22 protein-coding genes and 1 other annotated feature are annotated in these 22,173 nt (G+C 53.5%); of the genes, 2 read left to right on the plus strand and 20 right to left on the minus strand.

What is annotated here, in order from left to right; translation table 11 throughout:
• The first annotated feature begins 56 nt into the window (after positions 1-56).
• Entirely contained in the window at positions 57-239 is a 183-nt protein-coding gene (locus EVJ30_RS11855) for a hypothetical protein (protein WP_131469246.1), read from the plus strand.
• Positions 236-412, plus strand: a complete 177-nt coding sequence (locus EVJ30_RS15195) for a hypothetical protein (protein WP_161568842.1) — start codon at positions 236-238, stop codon at positions 410-412. The genes EVJ30_RS11855 and EVJ30_RS15195 overlap by 4 nt, the downstream gene beginning before the upstream one ends.
• Positions 413-505: 93 nt before the next feature.
• Here the strand turns inward: EVJ30_RS15195 and EVJ30_RS11860 are convergent, their stop codons facing one another.
• The 20 genes from EVJ30_RS11860 to sdhB all read right to left on the minus strand — a co-directional run bounded on the left by EVJ30_RS11860 (position 506) and on the right by sdhB (position 22,172).
• On the minus strand, positions 506-3,157 hold the full coding sequence (locus EVJ30_RS11860; RefSeq protein WP_131469248.1) for a valine--tRNA ligase: 2,652 nt from the start codon (positions 3,155-3,157) through the stop codon (positions 506-508).
• Between the two features lie 55 nt (positions 3,158-3,212).
• Positions 3,213-3,433: a binding site (T-box leader), on the minus strand.
• A gap of 47 nt (positions 3,434-3,480) precedes the next feature.
• On the minus strand, positions 3,481-4,785 hold the full coding sequence (gene hemL, locus EVJ30_RS11865) for a glutamate-1-semialdehyde 2,1-aminomutase (protein ID WP_070327715.1): 1,305 nt from the start codon (positions 4,783-4,785) through the stop codon (positions 3,481-3,483).
• Positions 4,782-5,762, minus strand: coding sequence for a porphobilinogen synthase (gene hemB, locus EVJ30_RS11870; RefSeq protein WP_071399362.1), 981 nt, complete (start codon positions 5,760-5,762; stop codon positions 4,782-4,784). Before hemB ends, hemL begins: the two co-directional genes overlap by 4 nt.
• On the minus strand, positions 5,759-6,424 hold the full coding sequence (locus EVJ30_RS11875) for a uroporphyrinogen-III synthase (RefSeq protein ID WP_131469250.1): 666 nt from the start codon (positions 6,422-6,424) through the stop codon (positions 5,759-5,761). The genes hemB and EVJ30_RS11875 overlap by 4 nt, the downstream gene beginning before the upstream one ends.
• Positions 6,417-7,334, minus strand: a complete 918-nt coding sequence (gene hemC / locus EVJ30_RS11880) for a hydroxymethylbilane synthase (protein ID WP_131440976.1) — start codon at positions 7,332-7,334, stop codon at positions 6,417-6,419. The genes EVJ30_RS11875 and hemC overlap by 8 nt, the downstream gene beginning before the upstream one ends.
• Before the next feature lie 58 nt (positions 7,335-7,392).
• Positions 7,393-8,736: a glutamyl-tRNA reductase gene (gene hemA, locus EVJ30_RS11885; protein ID WP_131469252.1), complete on the minus strand. Its 1,344-nt coding sequence runs from the start codon at positions 8,734-8,736 to the stop codon at positions 7,393-7,395.
• A gap of 182 nt (positions 8,737-8,918) precedes the next feature.
• The gene (locus tag EVJ30_RS11890; protein WP_236635483.1) at positions 8,919-10,091 is read right to left on the minus strand and encodes an AI-2E family transporter; all 1,173 of its coding nucleotides are present in this window, start codon (positions 10,089-10,091) and stop codon (positions 8,919-8,921) included.
• 95 nt (positions 10,092-10,186) lie between these two features.
• Positions 10,187-10,783, minus strand: coding sequence for a ribosome biogenesis GTP-binding protein YihA/YsxC (gene yihA, locus EVJ30_RS11895; RefSeq protein WP_071399358.1), 597 nt, complete (start codon positions 10,781-10,783; stop codon positions 10,187-10,189).
• A complete protein-coding gene (gene lon, locus EVJ30_RS11900) occupies positions 10,780-13,083 on the minus strand; it encodes an endopeptidase La (RefSeq protein WP_131457400.1) in 2,304 nt (767 codons plus the stop codon). The genes yihA and lon overlap by 4 nt, the downstream gene beginning before the upstream one ends.
• A 72-nt stretch (positions 13,084-13,155) precedes the next feature.
• Positions 13,156-14,424 carry an ATP-dependent protease ATP-binding subunit ClpX gene (clpX, locus tag EVJ30_RS11905; RefSeq protein WP_016508522.1) on the minus strand — a complete coding sequence of 423 codons (1,269 nt, stop codon included), beginning with the start codon at positions 14,422-14,424 and terminating at the stop codon, positions 13,156-13,158.
• Between the two features lie 210 nt (positions 14,425-14,634).
• The gene (gene tig, locus EVJ30_RS11910; protein ID WP_070327725.1) at positions 14,635-15,927 is read right to left on the minus strand and encodes a trigger factor; all 1,293 of its coding nucleotides are present in this window, start codon (positions 15,925-15,927) and stop codon (positions 14,635-14,637) included.
• A gap of 98 nt (positions 15,928-16,025) precedes the next feature.
• The gene (locus EVJ30_RS11915) at positions 16,026-16,931 is read right to left on the minus strand and encodes a hypothetical protein (protein WP_131457402.1); all 906 of its coding nucleotides are present in this window, start codon (positions 16,929-16,931) and stop codon (positions 16,026-16,028) included.
• 249 nt (positions 16,932-17,180) lie between these two features.
• Positions 17,181-17,594, minus strand: a complete 414-nt coding sequence (locus EVJ30_RS11920; RefSeq protein ID WP_131469254.1) for a group I intron-associated PD-(D/E)XK endonuclease — start codon at positions 17,592-17,594, stop codon at positions 17,181-17,183.
• A 231-nt stretch (positions 17,595-17,825) separates the two neighbouring features.
• A complete protein-coding gene (locus EVJ30_RS11925; protein WP_131457406.1) occupies positions 17,826-18,338 on the minus strand; it encodes a metallophosphoesterase family protein in 513 nt (170 codons plus the stop codon).
• Positions 18,339-18,343: 5 nt separating this feature from the next.
• Positions 18,344-18,934 (minus strand): XTP/dITP diphosphatase, encoded by a 591-nt coding sequence (locus EVJ30_RS11930; RefSeq protein ID WP_131457408.1) that lies wholly within the window; start codon positions 18,932-18,934, stop codon positions 18,344-18,346.
• A complete protein-coding gene (rph, locus tag EVJ30_RS11935) occupies positions 18,931-19,680 on the minus strand; it encodes a ribonuclease PH (RefSeq protein ID WP_131457410.1) in 750 nt (249 codons plus the stop codon). Before rph ends, EVJ30_RS11930 begins: the two co-directional genes overlap by 4 nt.
• Complete coding sequence (gene racE / locus EVJ30_RS11940; RefSeq protein WP_131469257.1) at positions 19,673-20,479, minus strand: glutamate racemase; 807 nt, start codon at positions 20,477-20,479, stop codon at positions 19,673-19,675. The genes rph and racE overlap by 8 nt, the downstream gene beginning before the upstream one ends.
• Before the next feature lie 118 nt (positions 20,480-20,597).
• Positions 20,598-20,861, minus strand: coding sequence for a phosphocarrier protein HPr (locus tag EVJ30_RS11945; protein WP_021066838.1), 264 nt, complete (start codon positions 20,859-20,861; stop codon positions 20,598-20,600).
• Positions 20,862-20,933: 72 nt separating this feature from the next.
• Entirely contained in the window at positions 20,934-21,374 is a 441-nt protein-coding gene (locus tag EVJ30_RS11950; protein ID WP_131469259.1) for an acyl-CoA thioesterase, read from the minus strand.
• 9 nt (positions 21,375-21,383) lie between these two features.
• Positions 21,384-22,172 carry a succinate dehydrogenase iron-sulfur subunit gene (gene sdhB, locus EVJ30_RS11955; protein ID WP_201738323.1) on the minus strand — a complete coding sequence of 263 codons (789 nt, stop codon included), beginning with the start codon at positions 22,170-22,172 and terminating at the stop codon, positions 21,384-21,386.
• Position 22,173 lies beyond the last annotated feature (1 nt).

A 22,173-nucleotide genomic window follows, 5' to 3' on the forward strand; every position in this document is an offset into this window, starting at 1 on the left:
GAACCTTTTATCTCATCGTTGCGTAAAGTAGACCACTAACTACTAGGAGGTCCATTATGCGACTACTTGCTTCACTCATTTCTCTCGGTTTCGCTTGCCTGATCTCGCTCGAGCTATGGCAAGGTCCGTTTTATGGTGGTTGGATTTGGTCTATGCCTGCCTTTTTCTTAATCGTCTCGTTTTTCCAGTTCATGAAACATTTGAATGAGCTTGAATGGAGTGGTGAGAACGACACATGAAACTCGTTTATTTCACGATGATGCTTCTTGCCGGATTCCTATATGCCGTGTATCTCGTCCATTTGTATCGAGTCGGGCTGACTGATTCGCTCTACATGCACTTCCTGTGGATCACGGGAATCGGACTTTATGTTTTATGGCTACGTCGAAGAACCCCCAAACGTCGTTCGTGACGTCGGTGGTTCTTCTCGTTTAGATGCCAAAATTCTCCCAAACCACAAAAAAACCTTCCTCGGAGAACAAATTCTCCAAAGAAGGTTGATGTCTTACTTGCGTAACTCTTCAAGACGCGCGCGCACGGCGTCACGCTTGTCGAGGTAGTCTTTCTCTTTCGCTTTCTCTTCGTCGATGACGTGAGCCGGTGCTTTGCCGGTGAAACCTGGGTTACCGAGTTTCTTCTGCACGCGTTCGACTTCTTTCTCGTACTTCGTCACTTCTTTTTCAAGACGGGCGATCTCTTCTTCGAAGTTGATCAAGTCGGCGAGCGGGATGAACAGCTCCGCGCCCGTCATGATCGCTGACATCGATTTGTCCGGTGCCGTCAAGCCACGACCGATTTCGAGCTCGGTCGCGTTCGTGAACTTGCCGATCGTCGCTTCGTTCTCGCTCAAGTAGCCTTGTGTCGTGTCGTCACTCGTCGCGATGAACAGTTGGATCGGTTTCGACATCGGTGCGTTCACTTCCGAACGGATGTTACGAACCGAACGGATGACGTTCATGACCGCTTCGAACGCCGGTACCGACTCCGCATAGTGGAGGTCGTCACGACGCGTCGGATAGCTCGCACGGACGATCGAGTCGCCTTCGTGCGGCAAGTGCTGCCAAATTTCCTCTGTCAAGAACGGCATGAACGGGTGCATGAGACGCATGATCGAGTCGAGCGTATGCGCGAGTACCGAACGTGTCGTCGCTTTCGCCGCTTCGTCCTCACCGTAGAGCGTGAGTTTCGCCATCTCGATGTACCAGTTACAGAACTCTTCCCAGATGAAGTTGTACAAGTAACGACCAGCTTCACCGAACTCGTACTTGTCGACGAGGCGCGTCACTTGGTCGACCGTATCGTTCAAGCGCGTGAGGATCCACTTGTCGGCGAGCGTCTTCTCACCTGAGAGGTCGATGTCTTCAAACTTCATCCCATCCATGTTCATGAGGGCGAAGCGGCTCGCGTTCCAAATCTTGTTCGCGAAGTTCCATGTCGATTCGATTTTCTCCCAGTAGAAGCGCAGGTCGTTCCCCGGTGTCGAGCCCGTGAGCAGGAACCAGCGGAGCGAGTCGGCACCGTACTGGTCGATGACTTCCATCGGGTCAACGCCGTTACCGAGCGATTTCGACATCTTGCGGCCTTCCGAGTCACGGATCAGACCGTGGATGAGCACGTCGTTGAACGGCTGCTTGCCCGTGAATTCGAGCGATTGGAAGATCATCCGCGATACCCAGAAGAAGATGATATCGTAACCCGTGACGAGCGCGCTCGTCGGGAAGTAGCGTTTGAAGTCTGCTGAATCCGTGTCCGGCCAGCCCATCGTCGAGAACGGCCAGAGCGCTGACGAGAACCACGTGTCGAGCACGTCTTCGTCTTGATGCCAGTTCTCACTATCAGCCGGCGCTTCTTTGCCTACATACACTTCGCCTGTCTCGTTATGGTACCAAGCCGGGATGCGGTGGCCCCACCAAAGTTGACGGCTGATGCACCAGTCGCGGATGTTTTCCATCCAGCGGAGGTACGTGCCTTCGAACCGCTCTGGGACGAAGTTGACTTTCGTCTCGTCGTTGCCTTGTGCTGCGAGCGCCGCTTTCGCGAGCGGCTCCATATCGACGAACCATTGCTTCGACAAGTAAGGCTCGATGACTGCGCCTGAACGTTCCGAGTGACCGACCGAGTGCGTGTGCGGCTCGATTTTGACGAGCGTGCCGTCTGCTTCTAAGTCTTTGACGAGCTGCTTGCGGCAGTCGAAGCGGTCGAGCCCTTCGTACTTGCCAGCATTCTCGTTCATCGTCCCTGACTCGTCCATGATGAGGATGCGCGGAAGCTCGTGACGGTTCCCGATTTCAAAGTCGTTCGGGTCGTGCGCCGGCGTGATCTTCACGCAACCGGTACCGAACTCGACGTCGACATAGTCGTCCGCGACGATCGGGATCTCACGGTTCATGACCGGGAGCATGATCGTCTTCCCGACGAGGTGCGCGTAGCGCTCGTCTTTCGGGTTGACGGCGACGGCCGTATCGCCGAGCATCGTCTCGGGGCGTGTCGTCGCGATTTCGATGTGGCCTGAGCCGTCAGCGAGCGGATATTTCATATGGTAGAACGCGCCTTCGACTTCTTGATAGATGACTTCGATGTCGGAGACGGCCGTTTTTTGTGCCGGGTCCCAGTTGACGATGTACTCGCCGCGGTAGATCAAGCCTTTTTCATACAAACGGACGAAGACTTCCTGGACCGCTTTTGACAGTCCCGCGTCGAGTGTGAACCGTTCACGCGAGTAGTCGAGGCCGAGGCCGAGTTTTGACCACTGGGCACGGATCGTGTCGGCGTACTCGTCTTTCCATTCCCACGTCTTCTCGAGGAACTTCTCGCGTCCGAGGTCGTAACGCATGATGCCGTCCTCACGGAGCTTCTGTTCAACTTTCGCCTGTGTCGCGATACCGGCGTGGTCCATCCCTGGGAGCCAGAGGACGTCATAGCCTTGCATGCGCTTCAAGCGCGTGAGTAGATCTTGGAGCGTCGTATCCCACGCGTGTCCGAGGTGAAGTTTCCCTGTGACGTTCGGTGGCGGGATGACGATCGTGTAAGGCTGTTTCGAGTCGTCCTCGTCCGCCTTGAACACGTTGTTCTCCATCCAATAGTCGTACCATTTCGCTTCCGTCGCACTCGGGTCGTACTTCGTCGGCATGCTGATTTCGTTTGTTTCGTTGGTCATTGTGCCAATCCTCCTCTATCTGTCTACACAAAAAACGGCTACTCTCGTCCTTAACGCTAAGGACGAAAGAAGCCGTATCTTCCGCGGTACCACCTTAGTTCGCCAACACGTGGCGCCCTCAAAATCGAATAACGGTCGATGGACCGGACCTTCCTACTTGATTCAAAAGGTCAGCTCCGAGGCGACTTCCGCACACTTCCCTCGCGACCTTGCACCAAGCGGCCGCGTCTCTAGAAAGGAGTGTTGTTGCGTACTATTCCTCATCATAGCTTTTAAACGTATCTGTTAAACAATTGTAGCGATTGAAGACGTTTCAGTCAAGATTACAGTGAAAACTCTTGTTGCAGCTCTTTGAACGTCGCATCGACCGCAGCGAGCGTCGCGTCGATATCCTCGTCCGTATGCACAGTCGACAAGAACAAACCTTCAAACTGTGACGGTGGCAAGAACACGCCACGCGCCGCCATCTTCTGATAGTACGAGCGGAACATGTCGAGGTTCGACGTTTTCGCCTTCTCGAAGTTCGTCACTTTCTCGTTCGTGAAGAAGAAGCCGAACATCGAGCCGGCCCGGTTCGTGTCGTGCGGGATGTTATATTTCTCGGCCGCTGCCGTGAAGCCTGCCGCGAGGCGGTCGGCTTTGCGCTCGAACTCCTCGTAGTGCTCAGGCTTGAGTTGCGACAGCGTCGTGTAGCCGGCGATCATCGCGAGCGGGTTGCCTGAAAGCGTCCCTGCTTGGTAGATCGGCCCTTGCGGTGCGATGTGTTCCATGATCTCCCGTTTGCCGCCGTATGCGCCGACCGGAAGGCCACCGCCGATGACTTTGCCGAGGCACGTAAGATCAGGCGTCACGCCAAAGTAACCTTGGGCGCAATTGTAACCGACGCGGAAGCCGGTCATGACCTCATCAAAGATGAGGAGCGCGCCGTTTTGTTCCGTGATTTCACGCAGTCCTTCGAGGAATCCTGGCTGCGGCGGGACGAAGCCCATGTTGCCGGCAGCCGGCTCGACGATGACGCCGGCGATGTCGTCGCCGTGCTTCTCGAACGCGATGCGAAGCGCGTCGAGGTCATTGTATGGGACGGTGAGCGTATGGCTCGCCAAGTCTTTCGGGACGCCCGGTGAGTCCGGGAGACCGAGTGTCGCGACACCTGATCCGGCCTTGATGAGGAGCGAGTCCCCGTGGCCGTGGTAGCAGCCTTCAAACTTCAAGATCTTCGTCTTGCCCGTATAGCCGCGTGCGAGGCGGAGAGCCGCCATCGTCGCTTCCGTACCGGAGTTGACCATGCGGACCATCTCGATCGATGGGACGCGGTCGATGACGAGCTCGGCCATCTTCGTCTCGAGCTCCGTCGGTGTCCCGAACGTCCAGCCTTTTTCAGCCTGATCTTGGATCGCTTTCATGACGACCGGGTCGCGGTGACCGAGAATGAGTGGTCCCCATGAGAGGACGTAGTCGATGTACTCGTTGCCGTCGATGTCGTAGACACGTGAACCTTCACCGCGTTCGGCGAAGATCGGCGTCATCCCGACCGATTTATAGGCACGGACCGGGCTGTTGACCCCGCCCGGCATGAGTGGGAGTGCTTGTTTGAACGCTGCTTCTGAGCGAGTTTGCTTGTATGTCATGCGAATTCTCCTTCCAAATAGCGACAGACGTCTTTTGCGAAATACGTGACGATCAAATCGGCACCGGCCCGTTTGAAACCGACCATCGTCTCCATGACGATACGTTGTTCATCGATCCAGTCGTTCATCGACGCCGCTTTAATCATCGCATACTCCCCGCTCACGTTATACGCCACGATCGGCATATCGAGCGAGTCGCGCATGTCGCGGATGATGTCCATGAACGCGAGCGCCGGTTTGACGATCATAAAGTCGGCACCTTGCTCGACGTCCGACTGTGATTCCCGGAACGCCTCGCGGCGGTTAGCCGGGTCCATCTGATAGCCTTTGCGGTCGCCTTCACCAGGCGCCGACTGCGCCGCGTCACGGAACGGGCCGTAGTACGCCGATGCGTATTTGACGCCGTAGCTCATGATCGGGATGTGGCTGAAGCCGTTTTGGTCGAGCCCTTCGCGGATGGCGGCGACGAAGCCGTCCATCATCGAGCTCGGCGCGATGATGTCTGCGCCCGCTTGCGCTTGCGTGATCGCCGTCTGGACGTGAAGCGGTAGTGACGCGTCGTTATCGACGTCACCGTTCTTCACGATGCCACAGTGGCCCGTCGACGTATATTCACAGAGGCACGTGTCGGCGATGACCGTGAGCTGTGGTGCCCACTCTTTCACTTTGCGGATCGCTTCTTGGACGATGCCGTGGTCGTGGTACGCTTCCGTGCCTTCCGGGTCTTTATGCTCAGGTACGCCGAACAAGAGGACGGACTCGAGCCCGAGGTCAACGAGCTCACGGATCTCGTCTTCGAGACGATCGAGCGAGAAGTTGAAGACGCCAGGCATCGAGCTGACTTCGCGTTTAATATTTGTCCCTTCGACGACGAAGAGCGGATAAATTAAATCTTCTTTCCGAACATGGTTTTCACGTACGAGTGCACGCATCGACTTCGACGAGCGCAGACGACGGTGACGGTCGAATTGGTTCATGAAAAATCTCCCCCTACACACTGTATTAATGCATCCATAGTATAACACTCAGGCACTCGGACCGGTAACGTCGAAACTTCTCGGACGGCCTGCTCGGTCACTTCACCAATGGCGTACCACGTCCCGTGGAACCGCTCGAGGTAAGGCGTGAGCGCGTGGACGGCGGACGGACTGAGCACGAGCAGCGCCTCGACATGTTCGAGCGCGGCCGCTTGATCGGCCGTGAGTGCTTTCTCGACCGTCTCATAGACGACCCAGTCGTACACATGCGGCAATTGTCGCATATGCTCGGTATTCGCCAAATCTCCACGGGCGAACAAGACGACATCGTCCTCACCGACGACGTTCGCCAACTCGCGGAACAACGCCTCGCCTGTATACGTCTCCGGCATGAGCGAAACGGTGAATCCTTCTGCCTCGAGCGCGTCCCGGGTCTTCTCGCCGACGGCGGCGACACGGACGTCACGCGACACGGCATAGAGCGCCGGGACGGCCGTTTGACTCGTGACGACGAGCCAGTCGAACTGAACCGTAGGCATCGGATGCCCGGTCAAGCGTGTCTCGATCATCGGGACGTGATGAACGGAAAGACCGCTCGCGTCGAGCAAGGCCCGTTGCGAAGCGGTCAGTCGTTTTGTCCCTGTGTACCAGACGTCACACATTGACCGAGGCGAGGATCTCGCGTCCGCCGCGTCCGAGCAAGTCGTCAGCGACGTCTTGACCGAGCGCGACTTCGTCCGTTGACGTTTTCGTCACACGGAGCACGTCTTTGCCGTCGACCGAGGCGATCAAGCCGGTGAGCGTGACCGTGTCCCCGTCGACCGTCGCGTAACCGCCAACCGGTACGTGGCAGCTGCCTTCGATCGCCTTCAAGAACGTCCGCTCCGCTGTGGCAGCTTTCGCCGTCACGTCATCGTGAAGGAGCTGTAAAATCTGCGTCACTTCGGCGTCGTCTTTCCGGCTCTCGATCGCGAGTACACCTTGTCCGACGGCCGGTACCATCATGTCGGCGTCGAGCGCTTCGAACTTGACGCGGTCGGTCCAACCCATACGTTCAAGTCCCGCTTTCGCGAGCAAGATGGCGTTGAAGTTCTCGGTATCGAGTTTTTTCAAGCGCGTGTCGATGTTGCCACGAATCCATTGGATCTCGAAGTCCGGACGGGCCGCGAGCATCTGTGCACCGCGACGGAGCGAGCTCGTCCCGATGACCGCGCCTTGCGGCAACGTCTCGAGCGTATAGCCGTTCTCGCAAATCAAGACGTCACGCGCGTCGACACGTTTTGGCATACAGCTGATAAAGAGGTCTTCCGGCAGTTCGGCCGGCACGTCTTTCATGCTGTGGACGGCGAAATCGATGTCACCGGCGAGCATCTGCTGTTGGATTTCTTTGACGAACAAGCCTTTCCCACCGACTTTCGACAGTTGGACGTCGACGATTTGGTCACCTTTCGTCACGATTTCTTTGATCTCGAACTCGTTCTGGGCCCCGGCTTGCTTCAATTGTTCGATGACCCATTTCGTCTGTGTCATCGCGAGTTGCGAGCGGCGTGAGCCGACGATAATTTTACGCATAATGTTTAGTCCCCTTCATAGAAAAAGGCGACGAGATCCGCCGCCTTTTTGGTTTGTATTAGCGCATCAATGCGCGAAGTGGTGCTTTAGCCGCCATCGCTTCTAGCTCTTCCGGTTCTGTATCCGCAGCCGGAACGTCGACGTCTAGGGCGAACGCTTCGACGAACTGGGCGATGCGCGTGTTCGCGTCCGGTTGAGCGGCCGCGTCTTTAATGTAGTCGATCGGTTCACGAAGCATCTGATTGATGATCGACTTCATGTGCTTGCCGATGACTTTCTTGTCCCGGTCCGACAGATGGTCGAGCTTGCGCTCAAGACTTTCCATCGTCTCTTCTTGGACGGTGAGCGCACGTGAGCGCAACTCGTTCATGATCGGCACGACACCGAGCGTGACGAGCCATGCTTGGAACTCTTGGATCGCCTCATCAATCTTCACTTCAATCTTTTCTGCCTCGACGAGACGGGCTGCCAAGTTTTTATTGACGATCCCGTTCAAGTCATCGACATCAAACAAATGGACGCCCGGAAGCGACCGGACCGCTGGATCGATATCTCGCGGCACGGCAATGTCAATGAGAAGAAGTGGTCGTTCCCGACGTAGCAATTGCGCTGCGGCAACGTCATCATACGCGATAACGGCTTCTTTGGCGCCGGTCGAGCTGATCAAAATATCGGCATCGAGCAGTCCACAGGCAATCTCGCGGATCGAGTGGGCCCGGCCTTTGAACTTGGCAGCGACCGCTTTCGCTTTACTTTCAGTCCGGTTGAAGACGGCAATTTGTTTGGCGCCGGCTTCGAACAAGTTGAGCGTTGTCAGCTCACCCGTCTCACCTGCACCGACGACGACGACTTGTTTGTCATCGAGGCGCGTGTACATCTCTTGCGCGAGCGCGACCGCAGCCGAGCTGACCGATACCGACATTTCCCCAATTTGCGTGTCAGTATGGGCCCGTTTGGCGAGCGTCACGGCTTCTTTGAACAATTTATTAAACACCGTCCCCGTCGTCCCGTTCTCTTGGGCGCGGAAGAAGCTTGACTTGACTTGTCCTAAAATCTGCGTTTCCCCGATGATCATCGAGTCGAGACCCGACGTGACACGGAACAAGTGACGAATCGCTTCCTCGCCTTCACGGATCGACAAGTATGGTGTGAACTGATCCATCTCTAAATCAAACCAGTTCGCTAAAAAACGTTTTGTATAATAACGACCCGTATGGAGCTGGTCTGTGACGACGTATAGCTCGGTACGGTTACAGGTCGACAAAATAACCGATTCAAAAATGCTTTTCTCTTCGCGGAGCGCAATCATCGCGTCCACGATTTCTTGCTCCCCAAACGAGAACTGCTCCCGAATCGCGACAGGGGCTGTCTTGTTATTTAGTCCAACGACGACAATATGCATGTACCTCTTCCCCTCATCTAAAATCACAGTGGCGGTTGTCTTTTTTTACGTCTCTATCGTACATTATAACAATTTTTATTTAGGAACTATAATCTTCTGTTCGATTTTCGTGAAATAATTTAAGAACTTTTTGTGACGAAAAAAAGTAGAAACGGTCAAATTGGCCATTTCTACTTGTTTCGTCATTTTAGTGACGATGAATCTGTGATAATCGTACTTTCCGGCTTGTCTTCTTCTTCCGACTCGAGGTAATGTTGTCGCTCCTTCAATTTATAGATGCGGACGATGTTTTTGACGACGACTTTCGCCACCGCATAAGTCGGAACCGCGATCAACATCCCGATGATCCCAGCCAGGTTACCGGCCACGAGTAAGACGATGATGATCGTGAGCGGATGCACTTTGAGCGTCTTCCCTTGAATGAGCGGGGAGATGACGTTCGCCTCGATCTGTTGGACGATGATGATGACGAGGATGACCCAGAGCACTTTGATCGGATCTTGGATGAAGGCGACGACGACGGCCGGTGCCGCCCCGAGGAACGGTCCGACGTACGGGATGATGTTCGTCACCATCATGAAGAGTGCGAGCAAGATGGCGTAGTCGACACCGACGATCCAAAGACCGATGAGCGACGTGATCCCAACGAAGAACGCGACGATCAGTTGGGCGTGCACGTAGTTTTTAACGGTCGTATGCATGTCATTCAAAATTTTACGTGTCTCTTTCTCATAGCTCGATGGGAGCAGCTTGACGATCGAGTCCGGCAAATGCTTTCCGTCAAGCAGCATATAGAGCAACATGAATGGAATGACGACGATCGTGATGACAGCTGATGTAATGAATCCGATGACTTGGCCGAATGAAGAAGCGATATTGCCAAAAATATCACCGAGGTATGTGGTGACATTGTTGGTCAAATCGGTGAACATGTCATCGTTCTCCGCCATGAAGCGCGACAGGAACTCGTTTTGCATGAGCGAGTCACGCACTGAGAACGCTTGTTGCTGCAACTCTTTGGCGATGCTCGGCATCGCGTTGACGAGATCGGTCACTTGTTCGACGAGCACGGGCCCGAGAATACTGAAAACGAGCGTGATGATCAGGATAAGCGATGTTAGCGTGATTGCGACTGATATGCCACGTTTCCCGGACCGTCGTTCTAAATAATCGACGACTCCAACGAGAAAATAAAAGAAAAGTCCTGAAATAATAAGCGGTACCGTGACGAGCGCCAATATGACTTGGATCGGTTCGAACACGAATGAGATCTCTGTCCCGACCAAGATCACTAAGAAAATCGTCAACGTCCAAAATAAGAAGCGATACCATTTGCTTTCAAACATTTTCTGCATCTTTCCACCTCGTTCATTAATGTATTGCTATACAGTATGACAATTATACGATACTTGCCCGTTCACGTAACCCTAAAAACAAAAAGACGAGGGGGTTATCCCTCGTCGTCCGTCAACAAATCGTAGATGGCTTTCCACGCTTCGTCTTTTCCTTCCGCCGTTTCGGCCGAGAAAGAGACGAATCGGTCAGTCGATTCGAATTGAAGCTTCCGTTTCACAGCCGCCTCATGTTTTTGGCGCTGCGCTTTCTTGATTTTATCGAGTTTCGTCGCGACGACGATAACCGGAATCTCATAATGTTTCAAGAAATTGTACATCGTCACGTCATCACCCGACGGCTCGTGTCGGATATCGACCAAGAGGACGACACCTTTGAGTGCGCTTTGCGACGTCAAGTATTGCTCCATCATGACGCCCCACTTCTCACGCTCGGTCTTCGAAACTTTGGCATACCCGTAGCCCGGGACGTCGACGAACATGATCTCGTCATTGATGTTGAAGAAGTTCAGCGTCTGCGTCTTCCCCGGTTTTGATGATGTCCGGGCGAGTGCTTTACGCTGACAGATCTTGTTGATGAATGACGATTTTCCGACGTTCGAACGGCCGGCGAGTGCGACTTCTGGCAACTCGTGGACCGGATAGTGGTCCGGTGCCACGGCACTCGTAATAAATTCTGCTTTATTGATTTTCATTGTTTTCCTCCAAATGCTACTTCTAATACTTGATCGAGCATCGTGACCGGGACGAACGTCAGTTTTTCACGGACGGTGTCTTGAATGTCATCGATGTCACGTTCATTGTCTTTCGGGATGATGATGGTCGTGAGTCCGGCCCGATGTGCGGCGAGCGCTTTTTCTTTCAAGCCGCCGATCGGCAGGACACGGCCGCGGAGCGTGATCTCTCCGGTCATCCCGATATCACGCCGAACTTTCTTCCCGGTCAAGGCCGAGATGAGCGCCGTCGCGATCGTGATCCCGGCGGATGGCCCGTCTTTCGGGACAGCACCTTCCGGGACGTGGATGTGCACGTCTTGCCGCTCGTAGAACGTCGGGTCGATCCCGAACCGTTCCGCGTTCGAGCGGACGTAACTGTACGCCGTCTGTGCCGACTCCTGCATGACGTCGCCGAGTTTCCCCGTCAACTGCAGCTTGCCTTTGCCCGGTGCGAGCGCAACTTCGATTGTGAGCGTATCGCCACCGAACGCCGTGTAGGCGAGGCCCGTGACCGCTCCGATCGAGTCTTCCGTCTCGCCTTTACCGTAACGGTACTTCGGTTTCCCGAGGTAGTCGCTTAAGCCTTTAAGTGACACGGTGACACGTTTCTTCTCGCCGATCGCAATCTGTTTCGCCGCTTTCCGGCAAAGTGATCCGATGACGCGCTCAAGGTTGCGGACGCCCGCCTCGCGTGTATAGCGGCGGACGACTTCATAGAGCGCGTCTTCTTTAATCGTGAGCTGGCTCTTTTTCAAGCCGTGTTCTTTATATTGTTTCGGAATCAAGTGGCGTTTCGCGATCTCGACTTTTTCGAGCTCCGTGTAGCCGCCGATTTGAATGAGTTCCATCCGGTCGAGGAGCGGGGCCGGAATTTGCGAGACGTCGTTCGCCGTCGCGATGAACAGCACGTTCGACAAGTCGAACGGCTCCTCGATGTAATGGTCCGAGAACGAGACGTTCTGTTCCGGGTCGAGCACTTCGAGCATGGCCGAAGCCGGGTCACCCCGGAAGTCCGACGCCATCTTGTCGATCTCATCGAGCAAGAACACCGGGTTCTTACTTTCAGCTTGCTTCAAGCCACGGATGATCCGGCCTGGCATCGCGCCGATATACGTCCGGCGGTGACCGCGAATCTCGGCCTCGTCACGCACCCCGCCGAGCGAAACGCGGACGAAGTTACGTTCGAGCGCCGAAGCGATCGAGCGGGCGAGCGACGTCTTCCCGACCCCGGGAGGTCCGGAGAGACAAAGGATCGGTCCACGCAGCGAGTTCGTCAATTGACGGACCGCCAAGTATTCGAGGATTCGCTCTTTGACCGACTCGAGCCCGTAATGGTCGTCGTCGAGGACGCCGGCCGCATGTTTGACGTCCAATTTATCTTCGGTCTCAATTCCCCACGGCAGTGAGACGATCCAATCGAGGTAGTTGCGAATGACGGCGTACTCAGGTGACGTCGCCGGGACGACATTCAACCGCTCCGCTTCCCGCATGACGTTCTTCCGTGTCGTTTCCGGCAAGTCGAGCGCCTCGAGCTTCTCGAGGAGACGGTTCGGTTCCGACTCTTGCGACTGGTCCCCGAGTTCTTGTTGAATCGTCTTCATCTGTTCACGTAAGTAGTACTCTTTTTGAGCTTGTTCAATCGTCTTCTTCGTCCGTTCACGCAGTTCTTGTTCGAGCTCGATGATCTCGACTTCGTGCGTCATGATCTCGAGCAGTTCGAGCCCGCGTTTGACCGCGTCTGGTTCTTCAAGCATCGCTTGGCGAATGTCGACATCGACATCGAGTTTCGATGAGATGTAGTCGGTCAATGACTCGAGCCGCTCATACATCTCAAACCGACGACGCTCGTCCGGTGACAAGCCTTTGATCGTCCCGACGAGTTTGCCGAACTGTTCTTTCAAGAGCCGCACGAGTGCCGTCCGCTCGACTTCTTCCCCTTCAACGAGTTCGAGCGAGTCGACGTCAGCAAACCAGCCGTCTTTCGTCGCTTCGACGGCGTTGATTTTGACGCGTTCTTTCCCGACGAGGCGGACCCGTACCGTATCGTTCGACAGTTCGCTCATCTTGGCGATATGGACCCGCGTCCCGATCGCGTAAAGGTCTTCCGGTTCAGGTGATTCTTTGCCTGTCTCTTTTTGTGTGACGACAATCAAATCTGTCTCGTGTTCCTTTGCGGCAAGGAGTGCTCGTAATGAGAGCGGTCGCCCGACGTCGATCGTCACCCCGATCAGCGGATAAACGACAACTCCACGCAAAGGAAGAATTGGTAATTGTTCCATTACAACGCCTCCTGTGCAAAAAGGCCCAAAACTCGGTTGTGCCGAGTGTTTGAGCCTTTTTCGTTAAGAACTTTAAGCTGTTTCTTGGTTGTCCCCTGTCTGTTCGACAGTACCATCACGGAGAACATATTTCGGACCGGCAAGACCCGTAATCGTTTCGTCTGTAATGATGACTTTCTCGATATCGTCACGCGATGGGACGGTGAACATCACATCGAGCATCATTTCTTCGATAATCGAGCGGAGACCACGTGCACCTGTCTTACGTTTGATCGCAAGTTTGGCAATTTCAATCAACGACTCGTCTGTGAACGTGAGTTCGACATCGTCGAGTTCGAGCATCTTCACGTACTGACGGACGAGCGCGTTTTTCGGCTTCGTCAAGATTTCGACGAGCGCTGACTCGTCGAGTGTCATGAGCGTCGCCATGACCGGTAGACGTCCGATAAATTCAGGGATCAAGCCGAATTTTTGAAGGTCTTCCGGCAATGCGCGGGCGAGCAAGTCTTCTTGCGTCATCTCGCGATTTTCTTGTTCGTTCCCGAAGCCGATGACTTTCTTCCCGATGCGGCGTTTGACGACCGCTTCGATGCCGGCGAATGCGCCGCCGACGATGAAGAGAATGTTCGTCGTATCGATTTGGATGAACTCTTGATGCGGATGCTTCCGTCCACCTTGTGGCGGTACGCTCGCAGTCGTTCCTTCAAGAATCTTGAGCAAGGCTTGTTGGACCCCTTCACCAGACACGTCACGCGTGATCGATGGGTTTTCCGACTTGCGGGCAATCTTATCGATTTCATCGATATAGATAATCCCTTTTTCAGCCTTCTCGACATCGTAGTCAGCCGATTGGATCAGCTTGAGCAAGATGTTCTCGACGTCTTCCCCGACGTAACCGGCTTCCGTCAAGCTCGTCGCATCCGCGATTGCGAACGGGACGTTCAAGACGCGAGCCATCGTCTGAGCGAGAAGCGTTTTACCGCTACCAGTTGGTCCGATCATGACGATGTTCGACTTCGAAAGTTCGACATCATCAGAACGGCCACCGGCGTTGATGCGTTTATAGTGGTTATAGACAGCTACCGAAAGCGCACGTTTCGCCCGGTCTTGGCCGATGACATACTCGTCAAGGACGTTACGGATCTCTTGTGGTTTTGGAATGTCTTTGAATTCGACTTCTTCTTCGACACCGAGCTCTTCCTCAACGATTTCATTGCAAAGTTCAATACATTCGTCACAAATGTATACGCCAGGACCGGCGACTAGTTTACGGACTTGTTCTTGCGATTTCCCGCAAAACGAGCATTTAAGTTGTCCCTTTTCCTCGTTAAATTTGAACATTCGGTACACCCCTTCTGAATGAAAATGGATGTAAGTGCGATAAATCGCCTATTTGTATTTTCAGGTGCAAAGCACTCACGAAAAAACATTTACATCTCTGCGTTGCAATAATTGTAGCATGAACATATAGCGACATCAAAGATTAACACATACAAAGTGTCATTACAGAAAAAAGGACGACTGCGTGGCAGTCGCCCTCCTCTCATCTAATTACTTCGCTTTACCAGTTTCAACGAGGATGTCGATCGCCTTACGGAATTTGAGGTCACCTTTAAGTGTCTCGATTCCGCCTTGCGGTGCGAGCATCGTACGGAGTTGGTCCGGTGCGATGTTGTAGAGTTTAGACATTTCTTCGAGTTCTTTCTCAGCATCTTCATCAGTTACTTCGATCGCTTCTTTTTCAGCGATTGCTTTCAAGACGAGACGAGCTTTAACGCGCTCTTCAGCTTGCTCTTTCATCTCTTCACGCATAGCTTCTTCTGTTGTGCCAGTGAGTTCGAAGTACATGTTGAGGTCGATGCCTTGTGAAGATACACGAGTACCGAACTCTTGAACCATGCGGTCTACTTCTTGGTCGATGAGGATTGCAGGTACGTCGATTGTCGCGTTAGCAGTTGCTTGCTCAACGAGTTGGTCGCGCATCGTGCCATCAGCTTCTTGTTGCTTCGCAGCTTCTAAGCGCTCACGAATTTTCGCTTTCAACTCGTCGAGTGATGCTACTGACTCGTCGATGTCTTTTGCGAACTCGTCGTCGAGCTCAGGAACTTGCTTCGCTTTTACTTCGTGAAGTTTGACTTTGAACGTCGCTGGTTTACCCGCCAAGTTGTCAGCGTGGTACTCTTCAGGGAATGTTACTTCGATGTCTTTTTCTTCACCAGCAGTCATGCCTACCATTTGCTCTTCGAATCCAGGAATGAATTGACCTGAACCGATTTCAAGTGTGTAGTTTTCAGCCGTGCCACCTTCGAATTGCTCGCCTTCAGCGAAACCTGCGAAATCAAAGACAGCTGTATCGCCGTTTTCGACTGCGCCTTCTTTAACAGCAAGTTCTGCGCCTTGCTCTTTGAGGGCGTCAAGTTCTGCTGCGACTTCTTCGTCTGTGACGTTCGTTTCTACAGCATCGTACTCAAGACCTTTGTAGTCGCCGAGCTCAGCTTCTGGTTCAACCACGAATGTTACTTTGAAAGTAACCGGCTGACCTTTTTCGAGTGTGCCATCAACGTCGATGTTTTCGAGAGCCATTGGTTCGAAACCAGCTTCTTCGACTGCAGATTGGATTGTGTCACGGTAGAGGATATCAAGCGCATCTTGGAAGAGTGCTTCTTCTCCGTACATTTTGTTGAACATTGGACGTGGCAATTTCCCTTTACGGAAGCCAGGTACGTTCAAGTTTTTGACGACATCTTTAAATGCTGCGTCGACTGCTTTATTGAATGCTTCTGCAGGTGCTTCGTACGTGAGTACGCCTTGGCTACCTGATGTTTTTTCCCATTTTGCTGTCATGCTAAGTCCCTCCAACAAATTCGTTTATTCTTCTATACCGTACAAAAATGTACAACAATCAGTATTATAGCATAAATCCGGTGACTGCACACAAGGATTTAGTCTAGAAACGCTTGCGTGAAACGGATATCCGCCTCTAAAATTTCAGCCGCGAGCCCGTCTGTTCCTTCATCGTTCAGGATCGCTGCTTTCGCTCTCACGACGGCTGTTTCGATTTCAGATGCCTCACCCGGTGTGAACGGATAGTGCGTATACATGTAGTTCATGAGCAGTTGCGTCGCGATTTCGTCGCCTTTGACGGCCTTCTGCAAATCGTGGACCACATGCTCCCATTCGTCCATCTTCACCTGTGCCTCTGCCTGCGTCAGCCGATGATGCGTTTCGAGGTCGACCCATTCGATGACGGACAGTTCTTCGAACGCTTTTTCGAGCACGATCAGCTTCATCAATTTCGGGCGATCTTCAAGGAGCAGTCCCTTCAATACGTTGTCGAGTACGTCATCGATATTGAAATGGACGTGCTCGAGCAGTTCAATCTGTTCCCCGACACTGCCACGATGAACCGTCCGTTTCAGTTTGGCGATGGCCGCCGGAAACTCGGTCATCTTAAGTACTTGGAGCACTTGGTAAGCTTGGGTGTTCACTTGATCGGCCTTGTCTTGCCACTCTAAATATTGATGGATCCAGTGTGCCGCCTCGAAAGGTTGGTCACGCATGATGTAGTACTGGGCAATTTGAAGCCCGCCGGCTGCCGGTTCTTCTGCCTCATGAATCTGCGTCGTGACGAGTTCTTCGAGTTTTTCAAGCGTTTCCGGCTCTTCCGGACGCTCCATCAAACATTGAAAAATTTCCATGAAAATAAACTGATCGCCTTTGACGGCCGCGTACCAATCCCATAGGATCGGCTCGACCCGTTGCCGCTCCCCGGCCGCGTCCGCTTCTTGAATCATCTTCTGCAGCCGCGACCAGTTCCCTGGAAACGGGTACTCCCGCTCTTTTTCCATCTTCACACACCCTTTCTTCCATCCATCTCCATCTTCCTTAGGAATTGCTGCGTTGTCAATCAATACCCCGGAAAACGAAAAAAGAGACAACCTCCGTGGAGGCTATCTCTATTTTAAATGGAAGTGTCCCAAGAGGGATTCGAACCCCCGACCGACGCCTTAGCTTACCACCATGGCTTTCGCCACCAACGCATGTTGTTTGTAGTCTGGACTATATCTTCACCATTTCAGGTGCGACACGTGTAGTCTCTACGGAACCTCACGATAATCACAAGCGAACAATACATTCTGCTTTTGATTATTCTTCGGTGTTTCTACCCTCAAAGCAATTGATTTGTTGAATAGAGACGGGTCAAAATAGTAACAGGCATCTGTTTGAGGACAATAGACACAATAGACATCAATTTCTCGCTTATCTACGATGTTTGTCATTACTCCGTTTGCCGTACTATAAGATGAGCTGAATCTTACTTCTAACACACCTTTTGAATTTAACGCTCGATACTTAACTTGTACCCGTTTGAAAACATTGTCTTTATAGGCAACTAAATCAAACGAGGAATGTTCCGTAAGAGGAGTTAAAATCATATAACCTTTCTCACATAAATCTGCTTGAGCCTTTAAAACGCCTAAATCTCCTTTGTTCTTCGTGTGATGATACATAAGTATCACTACTCCTTCAGAAGAGATCGTAAGTTTCCTCGGTATTACCATCAGCATGATCTGTTAAGGCTTCACCGATATAGTGTCGTCCACTCTATAGGTTTCTGTTTCCCTATAAAGGCTCCTATTTGTCTTGAAGGGCGTTGCTCTATCCAGCTGAGCTATTGGGACATTGACAAGAAAACTATAATAGAAAAATGCTTTGCTGTCAATTGGTTCTTTCTGTTTTGTTCAAAGTTGTCCGGACAAGTCTAAATCTTCGACGTGCGTCCCGTCCTCCGACCGGTAAAACCGGACCGCTGCCTGACCGGCGTCAAGGTCGATCAACGCGTACGTCTTGTCCGAGCGTCCGCGCGGCATCCGGATCGAGCCAGGGTTCACGTAGAGCACACCGTCTTCGATGACGGCCCCGGCCACGTGCGAGTGGCCGTACAAGACGACGTTCGCCCCGATTTCCTCGGCCCGATAACGCAACCGGTTCAAATCGAACTTCACGTCATGGTGATGGCCGTGGACGATTAAAACCGTGCCTTCAGGCGTCTCTTCGACCCGTTCGAGCGGCAAGTCGCCCCCGAAGTCACAGTTCCCGCGGACGGTCCGATACGGCAGCAAGTGCTCGTCGACGAGCGCGAGCTGGGAGTCGCCGCAATGAAACGCGTCCTCAATCTCAGTTTCATGCCGAGTAAAGATAGTCGATAGTTCGTCTGTCAATCCGTGACTGTCACTGACTACGAGAAAACGCATACACCTCAACCTTTCATAAATGGAATGATTTCTGCCTCTAGTTTTCTTAACGCCTGACCGCGGTGACTGACCGCCGCCTTTTCGTCACGCTCGAGCTCTGCTGCCGTCTTATGGAGCGACGGGACGATAAAGAGCGGGTCGTAACCGAATCCATTTTCCCCGTGAGGCGCATAGCCGATCGTGCCTTCGATTGCCCCGCGCACCGTCAACGTCTCGCCTGTCGGTTTGGCGAGGCAGAGTGCGCAGACGAAGCGGGCCGAGCGGTCGTTCGCCCCGTTCAACTTCTCGAGCAGGAGCGCGTTGTTCGCCGCGTCCGACTTCTCAGGACCGGCGAAGCGGGCCGAATAGACACCTGGGGCACCGTCGAGCGCATCGACTTCAAGCCCCGAGTCGTCGGCGAGGACGGCGTGCCCAAAGTAACGGGCCGCCTCGGTCGCTTTCAGTTCGGCGTTCGCTTCGAACGTCGTGCCCGTCTCATCCGTTTCCGGTGCATCCGGATAGTCCAAGAGCGACTCGACTTCAAAGCCGAGCGGCGTGAGCATCCCTTCGATTTCAACCACTTTCCCTTTGTTGCGTGTCGCGACAATCAGTTTCATATCGTTTCCTCCATTTGTTCCCCGACATACCACCATGAGGCACCGAGCGCGTCTTCTGCTGCTTTGAACAGCGTCTCGATCCCACCTTGGGCCATCTGTAGCATCTCATTCATTTCTTGCAGCGTGAACGTCGCTTCTTCACCCGTGCCTTGCACTTCGACGAAGCGTCCGCTCGCCGTCATGACGACGTTCATGTCAACTTCGGCCGCCGCATCTTCTTCATAGTTCAAGTCGAGCAACAGCTCGTTCGTCCGACCGACCGAGATGGCGGCGACGCCTTCTTTGATCGGCGTGTCGCCGAGCTTGCCTTGACGGATGAGCGCGTCGACCGCGAGCACGAGCGCACAAAAACCCCCTGTGATCGACGCTGTCCGTGTGCCGCCATCTGCTTGGATGACGTCACAATCGATCCAGATCGTCCGTTCGCCGAGTCTGTTCAAATCGACAACCGAACGGAGTGAACGCGAAATCAACCGTTGAATCTCCATCGTCCGTCCTGTCTGCTTACCGCGAACGGATTCCCGGACGGTCCGGTTACCCGTCGCCCGTGGCAGCATCGCGTACTCCGCGTTTATCCAGCCCTGTTTCTTCCCGCGCAGGAAGTTCGGGACGCGTTCTTCGACCGTCGCCGTACAGATCACTTTCGTGTCCCCGATCGAGATCAAGACCGAGCCTTCGGCATGTTTGTTCACGTGCGGAATGATCTCAACGGTCCGCAGTTCATCATGTTGTCTTTCGTTACGCATCGACACCAGACACCTCTACTTTCTCCGCTTTCACGGGTTGGCCAAGCCACTCTGTCGCCAATCGGTTGAAGATGGCGACATCCCCGGTCGCATAAAACTGATGCGTCGGGACGGTATCCAAATCGTTCTCAAGTTCTTTAAAATCAAGGATCGCCGCCACTTCGAGCGCCGTCTCATCACCTGACGAAATCAAATGGACATCGGGTCCGACGACGTCTTGGATGACCGGCGCAAGCAACGGATAATGGGTGCACCCGAGGATGAGCGTGTCCATCTCCGAAGCTTGGAGCGGCAGGATCGTCTCGGCGACGATCGACCGGACGCGTTCGCCGCTCAGTTCGCCCGCTTCGACGAGCGGGACGAACGGCGGGCAAGCGAGCGAATAGACATCAATCTCGCCCGCGACGTGACGGAGCGCCGTCTCGTACGAATTGCTTTCGACCGTCATCTTCGTGCCGATAACACCGATATGTTTGTTGCGCGTGCCTTTGACGGCAGCCCGGGCGCCCGGGTCGATGACACCGATGACCGGGATGTTGAGGCGTTTGCGCGCTTCTTTCAAGACGACGGCCGTCGCCGTGTTGCAGGCGATGACGATCATCTTGACGTCTTTCTCTAATAGGAATTCAATCAATTCCCACGTATATGCTTCAATCTCATCGTGCGGGCGCGGCCCATACGGACAGCGCTCCGTGTCGCCGATATAGATGATTTCTTCTTTCGGCAGCTGGCGGATCAGTTCTTTGACCACGGTCAAACCGCCAACACCTGAATCGAGTACTCCAATCGCTCGTTTCATGAATATCACTTCCATTCCCATCTATCTTACCAAAAAAGCCGTATCCAAAAAAGAAACGGTGTCATGACAAACAAAAAAAGACGAGGTAGCCGATTGGCCGCCTCGTCCGTTGCCCGAATTACTGAGCAAGACCTTCGCTAGTGAGCATGTCAGAAAGCGTGTTAACCGCTTCTTCTGCATCGTCTCCTGCTGCAGTGATCTTGATTGTTGAATCTTTAGCGATTCCGAGTGAAAGTACACCCATGATCGACTTCAAGTTAACTGTCTTACCGTTGTACTCAAGGTTGATATCTGATTGGAACTTAGAAGCTGTGTTGACCAACTGAGTAGCTGGACGAGCGTGGATTCCTGAATCAGCAACGACTGTGAATGTTTTTTCCATGACGTGATAGTCTCCCTTCAAATCTGAATTCTGCAGGCGAACCGGCAGAAATTTTTGTTTGTGAACTCATTATCAAATGATAGCGGATTCGCAAAAATTCTGCAAGCGATTTTTATATTCTGGAGTCCATTCGGCCGGGCGACCGGCTTTTGACAAATGCACGAGGCTCGTACGGCCCGCGAACATGAGTTGATCTCCATCATATGCGCCGTAATGAATATCACATGAAGTGTTTCCGACCGTCAAGACATTGGCATACACTTTCAACAGTTGCCGCGGCATCACTTGTCGGACGTAATCGCACTGGGCGTCTGCCACGACGACGAAGCCGTCTTTCAAGGAAAATCCTGTCGCTTCGAGCAGCTCAATCCGCGCATCCTCAAAATAGATGAACGGGATCGTGTTATTCATATGGCCGTACGGGTCGCACTCCGAAAAGCGGACTTTGACGTCGAGCTCGATTCCTGACCTGACACGCGTTTCCCAACCGGGTTCCCGAAAATACTTTGGCATCGACAAACGTTACGCCTCGACCGCAGAACCGGTACGACCTTTGTCGCTGCCGAAGAACTGTTTGAACGAGTGAAGCGTCGTCTGACGGTTCATCGCGGCGATTGACGTCGTGAGCGGAATGCCTTTCGGACAAACTTCGACACAGTTTTGTGCGTTTCCGCACTGCATGATGCCCCCGTCTTCCATGAGCGCTTCGAGACGTTCTTCCGCGTGGAAAGCGCCGGTCGGATGCGAGTTGAAGAGACGGACTTGTGAGATCGCGGCCGGGCCGATGAAGCTCGACTTGTCGTTGACGTTCGGGCAAGCCTCGAGGCAGACACCGCACGTCATACATTTCGATAGTTCATACGCCCATTGACGTTTGTTCTCTGGCATCCGCGGCCCTGGACCGAGGTCGTACGTGCCATCGATTGGTACCCATGCCTTCACTTTTTTCAAAGCGTCGAACATGCGCTGACGGTCGACTTGAAGATCACGGATGACCGGGAACGTCTTCATCGGAGCAAGGCGGATCGGCTGCTCGAGTTTATCGACGAGCGCCGTACACGACTGGCGCGGCTTGCCGTTGATGATCATCGAACAAGCGCCGCACACTTCCTCGAGACAGTTCATATCCCAGTTGATCGGTGTCGTCTTGTTGCCTTCGGCGTTGACCGGGTTGCGGCGGATCTCCATGAGCGCCGAGATGACGTTCATGTTCGGACGATATGGGACCGAGAACTCTTCCGAGTAGGTCGCTTGATCCGGACCGTCCTGGCGTTCGATGATAAAACGAATATCTTTATGCTCAGACTGCATC

Source organism: Exiguobacterium sp. SH5S13 (assembly GCF_004337085.1).
Lineage (GTDB): Bacteria > Bacillota > Bacilli > Exiguobacteriales > Exiguobacteriaceae > Exiguobacterium > Exiguobacterium aurantiacum_A.